The sequence below is a fragment of the Sphingobium lactosutens DS20 genome (assembly GCF_000445105.1).
In the GTDB taxonomy this organism is placed as follows: domain Bacteria; phylum Pseudomonadota; class Alphaproteobacteria; order Sphingomonadales; family Sphingomonadaceae; genus Sphingobium; species Sphingobium lactosutens.
The window spans coordinates 106,237-120,622 of sequence record NZ_ATDP01000109.1; the positions used below are offsets into that span (position 1 = coordinate 106,237).

Below are 14,386 nucleotides of genomic sequence, written 5' to 3' on the forward strand. Positions count from 1 at the left end.
CGGTGCCGCGGCGCCATGGATGAGGAGGTCAGGATGACTGCTTCGACACTCTCGCGGTTCGAGGTCACCGATGTGTCCCCCCGGATCGGCTGCACGATCGAGGCCGACAAGGAGACGCTGCTGAGCGGCGCCAAAGTGCAGGAGATCCGCGAGATTCTCGAACGGCGCGGCGTGATCGTGTTCCCCGAGATCAACCTCAGCGACGAAGAGCAGATCGCTTTCACTCACACGCTTGGCATCTTCGCGCACGAGGAGGGCGAAGGCAACGGCGACAAGGATGTTGTCTATCCAATTACGATGGACGAGACGATCAATCCGATCGCCAGCTATCTCAAGGGCGCATTCTTCTGGCATCTGGACGGCACTATGTCGGACAAGCCCATCCTGGCTTCGATCATGAGTGCACATGCGCTCGCGTCCGAAGGCGGCGAGACCGAGTTCTGCAACACCTATGCCGCCTGGGATGACTTGCCCGACGGCGAGAAGGCCGACCTTGAGAAGCTCAAGGTGGTCCACAGCGTGTGGCGCTCCCAGCTCTACTGGAAGCCGGAGCCAAGCTACGCCGAGATCAAGCAGTGGCAGGGGCGCGGCAGCAACACGCTTCCGCTGGTGTGGAAGCACCGATCCGGCCGCCAATCGCTGGTCCTCGGCGCCACGGCTCAGCAGATCGAGGGCCTGTCCTTCGCCGAGAGCGAGGCCCTCCTGGTGCGGCTGCGCGATTGGGCGACCCAACCGCAGTTCGTCTACCGGCACGAGTGGAAGCTGGGCGACATGGTGATCTGGGACAATACCGGCACCATGCACCGCGCGATGCCCTATGCGATGGATAGCGGGCGCCTGATGCATCGCACCAAGCTCGAGGGCGAGGAGGCGTTCGCCTGATGGTCTTGATCGGTCAAGAGAGTGAGGCTTCCAAAGTCGCGATCGTGACGGGGGCGAGCCGCGGTGCCGGCCGCGGGATCGCCCGCGCGCTGGCTGCGCACGGCTGCACCGTCTACGTCACCGGCCGCTCCGAGCACGAAGGCGATGCCGAGATGCCCGGCACGATCCACGCGACAGCGGCCGAGGTGACGCAGGCCGGCGGTCTTGGAATCGCGACTCGCTGTGATCATTCGAAGGACGATCAGGTCAAGGCACTGATCGAGCGTGTGATCGACGAACAAGGCCGGATCGACATTCTCGTCAACAATGCCTGCGCTGTGTCGGATGCGCTGTCGGCCCCAGGACAGTTCTGGGAGAAGCCGCTGGCCATCGGCAACATGATCGATGTCGGCGTGCGCAGCGGCTTCGTGGCGAGCTGGTACGCCGCGCCACATATGGTCAAGCAGGACCGCGGCCTGATCGTCTTCACCTCTTCGCCAGGCGCGATGCACTATTGCTTCGGGCCGGCTTACGGCGCGCACAAGGCCGGCGTCGACAAGATGGCGTTCGACATGGGGGTGGATTTCGCCGACGCCGGAGCGGACATCGCCGCCGTCTCGGTCTGGATGGGCGCGCTCGCCACCGAACGCCTGCTGGCGATGATGGAAGCGATGCCCGAGCAGCTCGCTCATCTCGAGGGAACGCTCGAGTCGCCCGACTATACCGGCCATGTGGTCTGGGCGCTTTTCAATGATCCCGAGATGATGCGCTTCAACGGCAAGACCGTCATCGGCGCCGAGGTGGGCAAGGAGTATGGCATCACGGATACTGGCGGCGGCTTTCCGCCTTCGGTCCGCGAGGGCACTGGAGCCGCCCCGCCCGTCTACGCGTCTTGCAAGGTCAAGTGAGCGAGATGCTCCCTCCCGACCCTGCACCACGCATGGCTCCGCTCGCGCCGCAGGACTTCACTGATGAGACGCGCGCTTTCTTCGACCGCTGGACCGGCGGCTTCTTCAAGGATGCCGACAAGAATCCCGTACTGATGACATTTGCGCATCATCCACGGCTCGCCGACCTGTTCTCGCAGTTCAACGTCCATCTGCTCACAACGAACTCCCTGCCGGTCAAGCTGCGCCAGATCGCGATCATGCGGACAGCCTGGATCACCGGGGCCACCTACATGTGGTCGAGCCATCTCAACACCAGCCGGCTTTGCGGTCTCGAGGACGACATGTACGGGCCGATCCAGCGCGGCGCCGACGATCCATACTTCACTGCCTTCGAGAGCGCCGTGATCCGGGCGACGGACGAGCTCGTCCGCAATCACGAGGTCGGCGAGACAAGCTGGCGCGCACTGAAGAGCGAGTGGGACGACAAGCAGATGCTCGACTTCCTCTTTACGGTTGGCGCCTACGCGATGGTAGCAGGCGTGATGAAATCGACGAAGATTCAGCGGGCCGCAGATCTGCGCGAGCTCGCCGCGCAATTTGGTGCGCCGTGACAGGCCAGGGCCGGAACGGGAAACAGCGATGAAGACTGCGATCGTGACGGGCGCGGCTGCCGGCATCGGGGCTGCCTGCGCGAAGCGGCTGGCGGCCGACGGGTTGGCGGTGGGTGTCCTCGATCTCGATGAGGCGCGCTGCGCCGCTATTGTCGATGCGATCCGCGCGGACGGCGGAACGGCGGTGGCGCTCGGAGCCGATATATCGAAGCGTGCCCAGGTGCGGGAAGCCGTGGCCAACTGCCGGGAAGCGCTTGGGCCGGTCACCGTGCTCGTCAACAACGCGGCGGTGACCGACTTCACGCCGTTCGATGAGGTGACGGACGAACTGTGGGACCATGTCTATGCGGTCAACGTGCGGGGCACGTTCGTCGTTACCCAGGAGGTATTACCCGACATGAGGGCGGCCGGTTGGGGCCGTATCATCAACATCTCCTCGTCGGGCGCACAGACCGGCAATCCAGGCATGGCGGCCTACTCCTCGTCGAAGGGCGCGGTGATCACGTTGACCCGTTCGCTCGCCCAGGAGCTGGGGCCGTTCGGGATCACGGTCAACAACATCCCGCCGGGATCAATCATGGGCACGATCATGGCGGAGGAGAACCGGAGCCGCTTCGTTATTCCGGTCGACACGTTGATCGCCAATATGCCCGTACGCCGCCTTGGCGAACCCGACGACATCGCCGGCGCCTGCTCATGGCTCTGCCAGGAGGCGAGCAGCTATATCACTGGTCAGAGCATTGGCGTGAACGGCGGCCGGGTCGTCAGTTGAAGACAAGAGCACGATCATGGGAGGACGCGGCATGCCGGGACACGCAATCAATCAAGCGATCATTTTTCTTCCGGTTCTGGCAGTGGTCTTCATCACAATCATTGCTTTTGCCCGGCTGGCGGCAACGCGGGGCCGGGCAGCCAAAGCGCGCAATGATGTCGCCTACTACAGGGCCTTTATAGGGCCGTCCGAACCTGAATATGCCGTGGTGGCTGTTCGCCACTATGCGAACCTCTTCGAAGTTCCCGTTTTATTCTATGGCGGCTGCCTAAGCGCCTTTGTTCTTGGCGGCGTCTCGCAGTGGACGCTTGTCTGGGCATGGGCCTACGTCGTGGCACGCGCAATTCAGAGTTTCGTGCATTTGAGCTACAACAACCCGATGCACAGAGGAATGCCATTCGCTTTGGGATGGCTGTTCATCATTGCGCTCTGGATCGATGTCGCGATCATCGTTGCGATGCGCTTGGCATGATCACGGCGAGATTTCAGATCGCGAGCGTGGCACTTCGATGCTGGATATCGACCCTTCGCTGCCCAATCTCGCCGTGCGCTACGGCGCAAAATCTGTGCGCTCTCCTCGTTTTTGCGGCTTCAGCGGCGGGTGCACCGCAAGCGCCGGCTGCCGCAGCGTCCGCACCGGACAATGCTGCCGTGACGATCGTCGTGACAAACGTGGCCAGCGCGGAGGGAAAAATTCATGTCGCTCTTTGCAGGCAGGCGGAGTTCCTCAAGCCCTGCCGCTTGAGCGTCGAACTGCACGCAAAAGCGGGGACGACGACCGCCACCATCCTCGCTGTTCCTCCCGGGCAATATGCTGCCTATGCCTACCATGATCGGAACAGCAACGGCCGTGTCGATCGCAATCTCATCGGGTTGCCTACTGAAGATGTCGGTTTCTCAAATGGCGCGCTGAAGGGTCTCAGGAAGCCTGAATGGCGGGCGGCTGCGTTCGAGCATGGATTCCGCGCCCAGACGGTCACGTTCGCGCTTCGCCACTTCTAATTGGAGTAGCAAGCGATACATTTTTTTGACGTCGCTCTCTTAACTATATTTCTCACAAGAGTTGTGATCCAATTGTCGCGAAGATTTTCGTCTTTCCGACTGGGCAGCAGCGATCGACGATATCCGAACTACCGAACTACTCTTCAGTTGGCCAGAACTACCACAAACGGGGGGCCGTTTGCGCCCAAATTAGGATTCCGCGCTACCGAGATTGGCAGCAAATGCGATCCTCAAGGCGTCGGATAGGCTTCTAACGCCCAGCTTGGTCATGAGGTTCGCACGATGAACCTCGACGGTGCGCGGCGAAATCCCAAGATCAAAGGCAATTGTCTTGTTGGGCAGGCCGTCGGCCAGTCCCTTGAGAACATCCTGCTCGCGGCTTGTGAGGCCGGCGATAAGCACTGCGGCTTCCAAGGCCTTTTCAGAACGGCGTCCCAGCCCGTCGAGCCGGTCGAAACCGGCGGTTATCGCCGCGAGCAGCGTCGCCTTCTCGAACGGCTTCTCGATAAATTCGACAGCGCCCGCCTTCATCGCGCGCACGGCGATCGCAATATCGCCATGCCCGGTCAGGATGATGACCGGCATCGCTATTCCCCGATCGAGCAACGCCTGCTGAACTTCGAGGCCATCCATCTCGGGCATGCGCACGTCCAGCAGGATGCAGCCAGCCTCGACGTGGCGCACCTCCCGCAAAAACGCCCCACCCGAAGCATAGGTCGAGACGGCATATCCGGCAGTCTTGAGCATGAAACCCGCCGAGCGCCGGATCGCGTCCTCATCATCGACAATATGGATCATCCGCCTATCCGTCATCAATCGTCTCCGGGTCGGTTGCGACCACCGTGAAATGAAACTGCGATCCGCCCCCCTCGCGCGGCTCTAGATAAATGCGCCCGCCATTGGCCTCGACGATCGTCCGGCAGATCGAAAGCCCTAACCCCATGCCATCGCTTTTCGTCGTGACGAACGCCGTGAAAAGCTGGTCGGCGACATGCGCCGGGACGCCCGGCCCCGTGTCGGCAACCGTCACCCGGATCATCCCCTTGCCATCGCGGCACGTCGAGACCCAGACCCGGCGATCGACTTCACTTACCATCGCCTCGACGGCGTTGCGAATGAGATTGATCAGGACCTGCTGGATCTGGACTTTGTCGACGAGGACCTGGCTCGCGCCGGGGTCGAACTGGAAATGGGACTGGACTCCCCTTTCCCTTGCGCCGATGAGGCCTAAAGCAGCCGCCTCGGTGATCAGCTCGGGCAGATTCTCAACCGTCTTCTCGACTTCGCCCCGGGCCACGAAATCGCGCAATCGCCGCACGATCTGGCCGGCACGGATCGCTTCCCCAGCAGCATCATTGAGCGCCTCCGAGATCATCGGCATGTCGTCGCGATTTCCTTCGGCGAGCAGGTCCCTGACCGCTTCGACATAGTTCGCGACGGCCGTGATCGGCTGGTTCAACTCGTGCGCCAGTGTGGAGGCCATCGTCCCCATGGCGCTGACCCGGGCCACGTGAATGAGGTCGGATTGCAGCTCCTCCAGACGCTCCTGCGTCGCATGCTGCTCGGAGAGGTCACGAATGAATCCGGTGAAAACCCGTTGCTTGCCGCTGACTGCCTCGCCGACAGACAGTTCCATCGGAAAGGTCGAGCCGTCCCGGCGACAGGCGAGTACCATCCGGCCGATGCCGATGATCCGCCGCTCGCCGGTCTCAAGATAGCCCCTGAGATAGCCATCATGCCGGTCCTTGTCGGGGGACGGCATCAACCGGCTGACGTTGGAGCCCGTAATTTCGACTTCGGAATATCCGAACAGCTTCTCTGCAGCGGCGCTGAAAGAGATGATGCTGCCCTCCTCATCGATAACGATCATCGCGTCAGGCACGGTCGCCAATATCGAACGAAGATGCATGGCATTCGCCTTAAGCGCGGTTTCCGCCGCGCGCTCCTCGGTTGCGTCGCGCACGACCTTGCCGAACCCGCGGAGCGTTCCATCCTCGTTGCGCAGAGCTGTGATCGAGACATGGGCAAGGAACTCCGACCCGTCCTTGCGCACGCGCCAGTCGTCCTCCTCGAACTTGCCGAGATCCTGCGCCCGAGCCAGATCATGCGCCGGCTTGCCGGCATCAACAGCGTCCGCTGGATAAAAGATCGCGCAATGCTCGCCCACCACCTCGAGTTCGCTCCAGCCCTTCAGCCGCTCGGCTCCCTCGTTCCAGATCGTGACAACGCCCTCCGGATCGAGCATGTAGATCGCATAGCCCTGCGCCCCGTCAATCAGCAGCCCAAGCTCCTCGGCCGCCGCCGCCCCCGCCTGCAGGCGGACGGCAACACGCTCATTGTCCTTCCGGGACCTGCGTTGCCACGGAGCATTTCCCGCCGCGAACAGGATGATTCCTCCGGCGAGGACGAGCGCGGTCGCAACGCTGATGGGGTCGAAGATGGTCGAAGGTTCGGCGATTTCGAACCCGATGCCAGCGAGGATCGATAACAGCGCGGCGATCAGCGCCTGGCGTGGCCCGCCGGCGACCGCCGCGATCAGAACGGCAAGGCAGAACACGAAATAGGGCTCTCCCGCGACGAGCCAGGGCTTGAGCGTATAGCGGGCGACAATTGCCGCCAGAACGATCGCCACTGTGATCGAGGCGAGGAGCCAGACGCGCCGGGTTTGTCTCGGGACGCCGATGGTCATCCCCGCGAAAGGTCCCGAGGAATTATCCCGACGAATCGTGTCGCGTTGCGGAAACTGCATGGATGCAAGGCTTCATTGCCGTGTTGTCGGCACGTCATGACTTTTGCGGAACAATCCGCGGATAGCCTGTCCGGTCGCCAAGTCATGACGCACTCCGATGGCCCGCCCCGCCAGCCGGGACGGTTGATCGCGCGCAAACATAGGAAAACGCGCCCTGCGTATTTCCCGAAGGTATTGCATTTCGCAGGCCGCCCGACCGGAAGCCGAGAGCCTATGTTCAACGCGCCAATTGCGTGCCTTTCCTCACGATCAAGATCGGAAAATGCACGGCTTGGCTATGATATTTGGCGGCGCGTGTCCACAGGATACGACGAAACCAATCGAGATCAAATGAGCCCGGACACCTTGCCATAGGCGCAAGGGCCAGGAGCACGAACTACGTAACCTTACAGATATTCCGCTCCCAGGTGGCATGCGAGCTTCGCTCTTCCCAAAGGAGCGAAAGCATTGACAGAACCCCTTCTCGAAATCCGGGATCTCCATGCCGTGGCCGGGACCACTCCCGTGCTGCACGGCGTCAGTCTCGTGATCCCGGCGGGGGAGACCCATATATTGTTCGGGCCCAATGGATCGGGCAAATCCTCGCTGCTCGCCACCATCATGGGCCTCGCGCCCTATCGGGTCACCGGCGGCCATATCCGGTTCAAGGGCCGGCCGATCGAGGCCATGCCCGTCGATGACCGCGCACGGCTTGGTCTCGGCATGGCATTCCAGCGCCCGCCGGGGATCGACGGCGTCACCGTTGAGGCGTTCACCGCAGCGATCGGATCGGCCGATCTGCTGGAAAAGGAAGCGGCTGCGCTCGACTTCAGGGGTTTTGAGGAGCGTGACGTCAATGTCGGCTTCTCGGGCGGTGAGATCAAGCGCTGGGAAATCTTGAAGCTCTTCCTCAAGCGCCCGGATCTGTGCCTGTTCGATGAACCCGAAAGCGGTGTCGATCTCGAGCATATCGCGGCCGTCGGCCGGGCAATCGACCGCCTGTTGGGCGCGAACACGCCCAATGACCCCCAGCGCACGGCACTGGTGATCACCCACACCGGCTTCATTCTCGATTACATCCACGCCGACATGGGTCATCTTATGGTCGATGGCCGGATCCTTGGCTCCGCCGACCCCCTCGCCCTTTTCCGCCACATCAAGACACATGGCTATTCGCTGCCCGCGCTAACCGCCGCGGGCGATCCGTCCATCTAAGCAAGGAGCTTTACCATGGCCACGCTTCCAGACGCCGATATCACGCCCGAAGAACAGCAGCAGCTAGCGCCCGTCGGCTACAGCATCGAAGGCGAACATAGCGGCACCTGTGTGCTCGTGAACCAGGAGGTCCGCCACATTGCGGTCAACGATCCCGACGTGGAGATTCTGCCTCTCAAGGAAGCGCTCGATCGCTATGACTGGGTGCAGGATCTCATGTTCAACCTGATCGACCCGGCCGAAAACGAGCATGTCGCACAGGCTGCCGAAAGCCGCCACGCGCCCGTCGGACATTTCATTCGTGTCCGCAAGGGCGCGAAGGTGTCGCTTCCCATACAGGTCTTCACCTTGCTCGAAACACCCCAGGGCCGGCAGTTCCATCACAATATCACCGTGATCGAGGAAGGCGCGCAGGTCGATATGATCTCGGGCTCCGCGGTTCCGCCCGCAGTTCATGCCGGCCACCACGTCTCGATCTCCGAGTCATATTTGCGCGAGGGCGCGACCTGTCGCTCGGTCTCGATCGAGCGGTGGGGCCCTGCGATGGAGGTGCACAGCTACGCCCGCACGCATATCGGCAAGAACGCCCGGGTGATCGAAAGCAACATCCAGGTCTCGCCGCTCAAGCGACATTACTCCCAGAGCCGAACGATTGTCGAAGAGGGCGGCGTCTCCAACGATCAGTCGGTGATATTCGCGCCGAACGGCACCGAACGGATCATGGAAAGCGAAATCCGTCTTGCGGGAACAGGCGCTCGGTCCGACAGCATCACGCGTATGGTGACCGGCGGCGGGAGCATTTCCAATCGCACCACGCTTGTCGGCGAGGGCAAGGACACCCGCGGGTTCCTGGGATGCAATGGCCTCAAGCTCACCGACGAAGGCGAAATCCTGTCGGTTCCGGCGTTGCTGGCCCGGAGCGCCGAGGCACAGCTGTCCCATGAGGCATCGATCGGAATGATCGGGCAGGACAAGCTCTCCTATCTCATGGCGAGCGGGATGAGCGAAGACGCGGCGCGCGACCTCATCATCCAGGGCTTCTTCAATCTCGACGCCCAGCAGCTGCCCGAGGCGATTCGCGTCGAAGTCAGCCGCACCATCGCGGCCGCGAACTCCGGTGCGATGTAGACTGGAAGCGGCGACGGGGTGAGGAAAAGCCGGGAGATAGACATGGCACGGCGCAGGATTCTTATCGTCGACGGGCATCCGGACGCCGACCCCGTGCATTTCGTGCACGCTTTAGCCTCGGCCTATGCCGATGGCGCGACAGCCCACGACGTGAGAGCCCTGCGGATTGCAGATTTGGAGTTCCCCGTCCTGCGCAATCCCAAGGAGTGGATAGGGCAGCCGCCGCCACAGTCGATCCTGACCGCGCAAGACCAGATCAAATGGGCCGAGCATCTTGTGATCCTCTACCCGCTCTGGCTCGGAGATATGCCGGCTCTGGTGAAAGCCTTTCTGGAGCAGACCCTCAGACCGGAGTTCGCGTTCCGATACGGCAGCGCACGGATGCCTCAGAAACTGCTCACCGGCCGCTCGGCGCGTGTGATTGTGACCATGGGCATGCCGGGTTACTTCTATGAACTTTTCTATCGCGCGCACAGCGTGAAGAGTTTCGAACGCAATATCCTCAAATTCGTGGGTATTTCCCCCGTCAAGCGGACGATCGTTGGAGAGGTGGAAGCGGGCGACCGAAAACGCCAGCGCTGGCTCGACAAGATCGAAGCTTTGGGCGCGGCTGGCGTCTAGAACGATTGCGCACTGGATGATCAACCGTTCGATCTCAGGCGATCACTAGACGGTCTAAGGGTTGTCTAAACTAGCTGGATGTGGATGCTGGTCCTCCTTTCTTGCCCCCCGCATCGAGGTGAGCCTCCGGTGCCCGTCAGGCTTCTGTTTCCATTCGACCGACGATCACGAATACTCGGCCGTTGCTTCCGAAGCCGAACCCTGTCGGTGCGTGCGACGCATCAAAGGGTCGGTTCGGGCATGATTCAAACGGTACACACACACTTTCTCTCGGCTTCGCGCACCGGGCCTTGCAAAACGTCACGACGATCCGCTCCCTGCTCTGAGGCAGAGCAGTAGTGTTCCATCATCCGCGATCGTCGAACGCGCCTTAAGGATAACTCGGGACCGCGAAGCCATGGCCATGTTTTCGCGGTCCCAGCCACTACCCGGATGCACTTCCGGCCCCCGACGAGATCGAGCTCGTCGCCTTCCAGATTTAAAATCCCTGGAAGCCATTGGGCCCTGTCTTGGCACGGCAGGATTTCGCTATGCTGCCATCCTGCTACTCTATCCCGTCAAAGTCTTGCCAAGTGCTCGCAATCTTGAGCGTATTGGGCATGCTTGAGAACATCAGTCCAACCGGCTGGAAGAAAGATTGCGAATGGCCGACATAAATCGGGAAGAGGCGCTCGATCCTCAACAAGTACCCCGTGAAGTATTTGCTTTCGGCGGCGAACTCGTGACCCAGGGCCTGGAACAGCCGCCGCATCATCATCGCAAGGCGCAACTCATCATGGGCCTACGGGGCTTGGTGACCTGTGAGGTAGCAAAGGGCTTGTGGATGGTTCCGCCGCATTGCGCCCTGTGGATTCCGGGTGGCATGGAACACAGCGTCCGCGCCATCGGTGAAGTCTGCCTTTACGTCCTGTTCGTCGATCCCGACGCTGCAGACGATATGGCTGCCGAGTGCTGTACGGTATCGATCTCTCCGCTCCTGCGCGAGCTTGTCATCGGCGTGGCCGCATTGCCCGCATTGTATCACCGAGATGGCCCTGAGGGACGCCTCGTACGCACGATGCTCGATACGCTTGCCGCAGCACCTGTTGAGCGGCTTCATCTGCCGCTGCCGACCGATCCTCGTCTGCGAAAGATTGCCGAGGGCTTCATCGCGAATCCGGTCTCGCGCTTGACGATCGGGGAATGGGCGCGGCGTGTCGTCATGAGCGAGCGAAGCCTGTTCCGGCTCATCCATCGCGAAATCGGCATGACCTTCGGTCGATGGCGTCAGCAGGTTCAGATCATGTCGGCGTTGGAGCGCCTGACGGCCGGCGACGCTGTACAATCGGTCGCATTCGACCTCGGCTACGAAAGCGCAAGCGCCTTCATCACCATGTTCAGAAAAGCCATGGGCCAACCCCCCGCCAGATATCTTGCGGCGCAGCGCGATAAGCTGAGAGCCGGTGCAGACATCGGGCGGCCGGACTATCTCGCTTCCGAGAACTGGGGGCGATCGGCATAGGCAGGGAGCGCGAAATCATCCGTTATGCGTTTTGCGCGTCCGGCGTCGCTGGGTAACAGCAAGGCCTGCGCGATACCGCTGGCGAACAGCCTCTGTGCCGCATGCGTGAGCAATATGCCGATCCGGCTCTTCGGATGAAACAGGCGGATCACAGTCGGACTGAGCTGCTTCTGGGCAGCTTCGACATAAGGTCGGACAAGCGCATCGTAAGCTGCGAACGCATCTGCGTGGTCGTCATGCCGGTCGATCTCACCCGCCAGCACGTAAGCGCCGACCAGTGCCAGCGCGCATCCCGCGCCCGTGAAGGGCGTTGGGCAATATGCAGCATCGCCGAGCAACACGAAGCGCCCTTTCGCCCAACTGGATGCCTGCACCTGGCTCATCGGGCCGAAATAGATATCGCCCACGCCGTCCAGCTCCGATGCGACGCGCCGGGCAATGCTGCCACGGCCGCTCAGGGCTTCGCGCAGCAAGGCCTTGTTGTCGGCAACGTCGCCCGGAGGCGCATCGGGTTCGTCCCTGATGAAGGTTAGCAGCACCGTCGTCTCGCTGTCATGCCCCGGCCGCAAGGTGATGAAGGTTCCGCCGATGCCGTTGACCGTATGGGCCCAACCGTCGTCCTCCGGCCGGCGCGGGATGCGGAAGAACGCCATATAGGCGCCGAGATACCGGAAGCGGGTCTGCTCGCGCAGCACCATGGCCCGCGTCGCCGATCCGATCCCTTCCGCGCAGATTACCAGCTCGAACGTCTCGACGCTGCCGTCGGTGAAGGCGACGACCATGCCGTCCGCCATTTCCTCGAGGGCCGCGACCGCAGTTCCGAAGCGGTAATCGCATAGGCTTTTTGTTGCGTCGAACAGGATGGCGGCGAGATCGCCGCGCAGGATTTCGAAGTCGCTGGTGAGGCCGCCGAACGCGCCCCGGGGATAGACGGCGATCACCCTGCCCTTCGCATCGAGATACTTCTGGCCTCGTTCACGCGTGTTGCTGGCGTCGATCCGCTCTGCCAGCCCCATCCTGCCAATGACCGTCTGGCCGGCACCCTTGATGTCCACGTTCTGCCCGCCGTCCCGCAAGGTGGTCGCACGCTCTGCGATGACGACTTGATAACCGTAGCGCGTCAGCCACCAGGCGCATGCTGGTCCGGCAATGCCCGCACCGCATATGAGGATCTTGCGAGCTTCCATGATTTCTCCATGATATGGAATTTTGCCTCGCGGGTTTAGCCGCTTGTTGCGCTCAAGTCCTTGGGACGGACTGCCAATTCATCACCTGATCCTGCCATTTTCGGCGTCATACCGTGAGAGCTATTGAACCAAAGAAGTCGCTGTCTTTCGAATGTCGGAGTTCGCTGCTATCAGCCAAGCTGGCCGCGTCAGCGTTCCGCGATCCTGCGCAGCAGTTCATCGAGCAGGTGGCGCTCACCCGGCGACAGCGCGGTCACGTCGTCCAACTGACCTCGCAAGGTTGTTGCCGCGCCCGCTGCACCATTTCGAGGCATCGGCGAAGCATCGGTAAGGATCGCCGTCAGGATGGCCTCGCGTGCGGCATCCGACAGCCCCTCGCGCTCAACGGGCGCCTTGTCGATCAGGATCATGACGATCCCGCTTGCCGCAGCACGCATGAGGTCGACGGCACGTTCCTCGCTAACCCGAAGTCGGCCTTCGCGTGCGATTTTGCGCATCAGGTCGCGCAGAACGGCGTACCCGCCTTCGGCAATCACGGAGATGGCGCCGTGGCGATCAGCGTTCATAAGGCGGTAGATGGCGGGGTGGGCCAGGCCGAATGCTACATGCGCATCCCAACCGTCGCGCAGTGCGCTTACCCCGTCGGCCGGCGCCTCGCGCGCAGTCTTTTCGGTGACATAGGTTCGCAGGACATGCTCGGCGACCGCTTCGACCAGGCCCTTCTTGTCCCCGAACAGGCGGTAGATCGTCGGACCTTGCGTTCCCGCCCTGGCGGCCACGGCGCGGGTGGTAAGGGCATCGATCCCGCCCTCATCTAACAGGCTCGCGGCCGCTACAAGGATATTGGCACGGTGGTCTGTCGGGTTGTCGGTGCCGGTCGCTTCCATGACATTCGTTACCATTGAACACGCCGGACGGCTATCACTGCTTGCAGTTGATTGTTTCCATTGATAGCATGATTTATGTAATCACTGATACTAGGACTATGACATGTACGTGGTGACAGGTGCCAGCGGCCAACTCGGTGCGGCCATCGTTGAGCAACTCCTCAAGCTGCTGCCGGCAGAGAAGATCGGAGCAAGCGTCCGCAATCCGGATAAGGCCCTCGGGCTGGCGGAGCGTGGCGTCCGTGTCCGGGCAGGCGACTTCGCCGACCCGGCGAGCCTCGACCACGCGTTCGAGGGCGCATCCCGCATTCTCATCGTGTCGTCGAACACCGCCGCAACCGGCGGCGATCCGCTGATGCAGCATCGCAATGCGATCGAGGCGGCGCGCAAGGCTCGTGTCGAACGCCTGTTCTACACCAGCCAGATGGCCGCTGATCCGGCTTCGGCGTTCGCGCCGGCGCGCGATCACGCGGCAAGCGAAGCCATGTTGCAGGCATCCGGCATCCCCTGGACCGCGTTTCGGCACGGCTATTATGCCGAGAGCGCGCCGATGATCATGGGCGATTGGCGCAGAACGGGCGTCGTGGCTGCGCCTGCCGACGGCAAGGTCGCCTGGACAACGCACGAAGACCTTGCGACCGCCGACGCCCTGCTCTTCGCCCGCGATCACGCGCCCGATGGTCCCACCGCTCCGCTGACGGGATCCGAAGCGCTGGACTTCGCCGACCTCGCCGACCTAGCGACCATGATCGGTGGGACTGAGTACCGGCGCGACATTCTCGCCGATGCGATCGTCCGCGAGCGAATGGCTTCGCGCGGGATGCCGCCCGAGGCGATCGACATCAGTCTGGGCATGTTCATGGCGGCCCGCAGCGGCGAGTTCTCCAAGGTCGATCCAACAATGGAGAAACTGCTTGGGCGCAAACCACAATCGATGCGCGAAGTCCTGACCCGGGCGCTCGCCGTATGAGGCGAGTTCAGCG

The 14,386-nt window shown here is 62.1% G+C and carries 15 protein-coding genes; 11 read left to right on the forward strand and 4 right to left on the reverse strand.

All coding sequences use genetic code 11. From position 1 onward, the window contains the following. The first annotated feature begins 15 nt into the window (after window positions 1-15). The 6 genes from RLDS_RS52850 (at window position 16) to RLDS_RS52870 (ending at window position 4,136) form a co-directional block, all read left to right on the forward strand. A complete protein-coding gene (locus RLDS_RS52850; protein WP_021228563.1) occupies window positions 16-882 on the forward strand; it encodes a TauD/TfdA dioxygenase family protein in 867 nt (288 codons plus the stop codon). Next, entirely contained in the window at window positions 882-1,769 is an 888-nt protein-coding gene (locus RLDS_RS52855; protein ID WP_021228564.1) for an SDR family NAD(P)-dependent oxidoreductase, read from the forward strand. Before RLDS_RS52850 ends, RLDS_RS52855 begins: the two co-directional genes overlap by 1 nt. A 32-nt stretch (window positions 1,770-1,801) precedes the next feature. Then, window positions 1,802-2,362 (forward strand): carboxymuconolactone decarboxylase family protein, encoded by a 561-nt coding sequence (locus RLDS_RS0129130; RefSeq protein WP_021228565.1) that lies wholly within the window; start codon window positions 1,802-1,804, stop codon window positions 2,360-2,362. 28 nt (window positions 2,363-2,390) lie between these two features. Further along, window positions 2,391-3,134, forward strand: coding sequence for an SDR family NAD(P)-dependent oxidoreductase (locus tag RLDS_RS52860; RefSeq protein WP_021228566.1), 744 nt, complete (start codon window positions 2,391-2,393; stop codon window positions 3,132-3,134). A 16-nt stretch (window positions 3,135-3,150) separates the two neighbouring features. Further along, the gene (locus tag RLDS_RS52865) at window positions 3,151-3,606 is read left to right on the forward strand and encodes an MAPEG family protein (protein WP_021228567.1); all 456 of its coding nucleotides are present in this window, start codon (window positions 3,151-3,153) and stop codon (window positions 3,604-3,606) included. A 179-nt stretch (window positions 3,607-3,785) separates the two neighbouring features. Next, complete coding sequence (locus RLDS_RS52870) at window positions 3,786-4,136, forward strand: DUF2141 domain-containing protein (RefSeq protein ID WP_021228568.1); 351 nt, start codon at window positions 3,786-3,788, stop codon at window positions 4,134-4,136. 189 nt (window positions 4,137-4,325) lie between these two features. Here RLDS_RS52870 and RLDS_RS52875 read toward each other — a convergent pair whose 3' ends face one another. Together RLDS_RS52875 and RLDS_RS52880 are read right to left on the reverse strand one after the other, a co-directional pair. Further along, a complete protein-coding gene (locus RLDS_RS52875) occupies window positions 4,326-4,949 on the reverse strand; it encodes a response regulator transcription factor (protein WP_031299204.1) in 624 nt (207 codons plus the stop codon). Then, the gene (locus RLDS_RS52880; protein ID WP_031299205.1) at window positions 4,939-6,825 is read right to left on the reverse strand and encodes a PAS domain S-box protein; all 1,887 of its coding nucleotides are present in this window, start codon (window positions 6,823-6,825) and stop codon (window positions 4,939-4,941) included. Before RLDS_RS52880 ends, RLDS_RS52875 begins: the two co-directional genes overlap by 11 nt. Window positions 6,826-7,332: 507 nt before the next feature. Here RLDS_RS52880 and RLDS_RS52885 point away from each other — a divergent pair. The 4 genes from RLDS_RS52885 to RLDS_RS0129135 all read left to right on the forward strand — a co-directional run bounded on the left by RLDS_RS52885 (window position 7,333) and on the right by RLDS_RS0129135 (window position 11,329). Further along, on the forward strand, window positions 7,333-8,079 hold the full coding sequence (locus tag RLDS_RS52885; protein WP_021228571.1) for an ABC transporter ATP-binding protein: 747 nt from the start codon (window positions 7,333-7,335) through the stop codon (window positions 8,077-8,079). Window positions 8,080-8,094: 15 nt separating this feature from the next. Then, window positions 8,095-9,207, forward strand: coding sequence for a SufD family Fe-S cluster assembly protein (locus RLDS_RS52890; protein ID WP_021228572.1), 1,113 nt, complete (start codon window positions 8,095-8,097; stop codon window positions 9,205-9,207). Between the two features lie 42 nt (window positions 9,208-9,249). Then, window positions 9,250-9,828 (forward strand): NAD(P)H-dependent oxidoreductase, encoded by a 579-nt coding sequence (locus RLDS_RS52895; protein WP_021228573.1) that lies wholly within the window; start codon window positions 9,250-9,252, stop codon window positions 9,826-9,828. Between the two features lie 643 nt (window positions 9,829-10,471). After that, the gene (locus RLDS_RS0129135) at window positions 10,472-11,329 is read left to right on the forward strand and encodes an AraC family transcriptional regulator (protein WP_052034226.1); all 858 of its coding nucleotides are present in this window, start codon (window positions 10,472-10,474) and stop codon (window positions 11,327-11,329) included. Here the strand turns inward: RLDS_RS0129135 and RLDS_RS52900 are convergent. Together RLDS_RS52900 and RLDS_RS52905 are read right to left on the reverse strand one after the other, a co-directional pair. Next, the gene (locus tag RLDS_RS52900) at window positions 11,293-12,516 is read right to left on the reverse strand and encodes an FAD-dependent monooxygenase (RefSeq protein ID WP_021228576.1); all 1,224 of its coding nucleotides are present in this window, start codon (window positions 12,514-12,516) and stop codon (window positions 11,293-11,295) included. The genes RLDS_RS0129135 and RLDS_RS52900 overlap by 37 nt on opposite strands. A 188-nt stretch (window positions 12,517-12,704) precedes the next feature. Continuing rightward, entirely contained in the window at window positions 12,705-13,418 is a 714-nt protein-coding gene (locus tag RLDS_RS52905; protein WP_052034227.1) for a TetR/AcrR family transcriptional regulator, read from the reverse strand. Window positions 13,419-13,506: 88 nt separating this feature from the next. Between RLDS_RS52905 and RLDS_RS52910 the strand changes: the two genes are divergently transcribed. Next, the gene (locus RLDS_RS52910) at window positions 13,507-14,373 is read left to right on the forward strand and encodes an NAD(P)H-binding protein (protein ID WP_021228578.1); all 867 of its coding nucleotides are present in this window, start codon (window positions 13,507-13,509) and stop codon (window positions 14,371-14,373) included. Window positions 14,374-14,386 lie beyond the last annotated feature (13 nt).

Coding starts and splice junctions, on each gene's coding strand:
- RLDS_RS52910 (WP_021228578.1), top strand. CDS start 13,507: ATGTACGTGGTGACAGGTGCCAGCGGCCAACTCGGTGCGGCCATCGTT.
- RLDS_RS52860 (WP_021228566.1), top strand. CDS start 2,391: ATGAAGACTGCGATCGTGACGGGCGCGGCTGCCGGCATCGGGGCTGCC.
- RLDS_RS52880 (WP_031299205.1), bottom strand. CDS start 6,825: ATGACCATCGGCGTCCCGAGACAAACCCGGCGCGTCTGGCTCCTCGCC.
- RLDS_RS0129130 (WP_021228565.1), top strand. CDS start 1,802: ATGGCTCCGCTCGCGCCGCAGGACTTCACTGATGAGACGCGCGCTTTC.
- RLDS_RS52875 (WP_031299204.1), bottom strand. CDS start 4,949: ATGACGGATAGGCGGATGATCCATATTGTCGATGATGAGGACGCGATC.
- RLDS_RS52895 (WP_021228573.1), top strand. CDS start 9,250: ATGGCACGGCGCAGGATTCTTATCGTCGACGGGCATCCGGACGCCGAC.
- RLDS_RS52850 (WP_021228563.1), top strand. CDS start 16: ATGGATGAGGAGGTCAGGATGACTGCTTCGACACTCTCGCGGTTCGAG.
- RLDS_RS52855 (WP_021228564.1), top strand. CDS start 882: ATGGTCTTGATCGGTCAAGAGAGTGAGGCTTCCAAAGTCGCGATCGTG.
- RLDS_RS52900 (WP_021228576.1), bottom strand. CDS start 12,516: ATGGAAGCTCGCAAGATCCTCATATGCGGTGCGGGCATTGCCGGACCA.
- RLDS_RS0129135 (WP_052034226.1), top strand. CDS start 10,472: ATGGCCGACATAAATCGGGAAGAGGCGCTCGATCCTCAACAAGTACCC.
- RLDS_RS52905 (WP_052034227.1), bottom strand. CDS start 13,418: ATGGTAACGAATGTCATGGAAGCGACCGGCACCGACAACCCGACAGAC.
- RLDS_RS52890 (WP_021228572.1), top strand. CDS start 8,095: ATGGCCACGCTTCCAGACGCCGATATCACGCCCGAAGAACAGCAGCAG.
- RLDS_RS52865 (WP_021228567.1), top strand. CDS start 3,151: ATGGGAGGACGCGGCATGCCGGGACACGCAATCAATCAAGCGATCATT.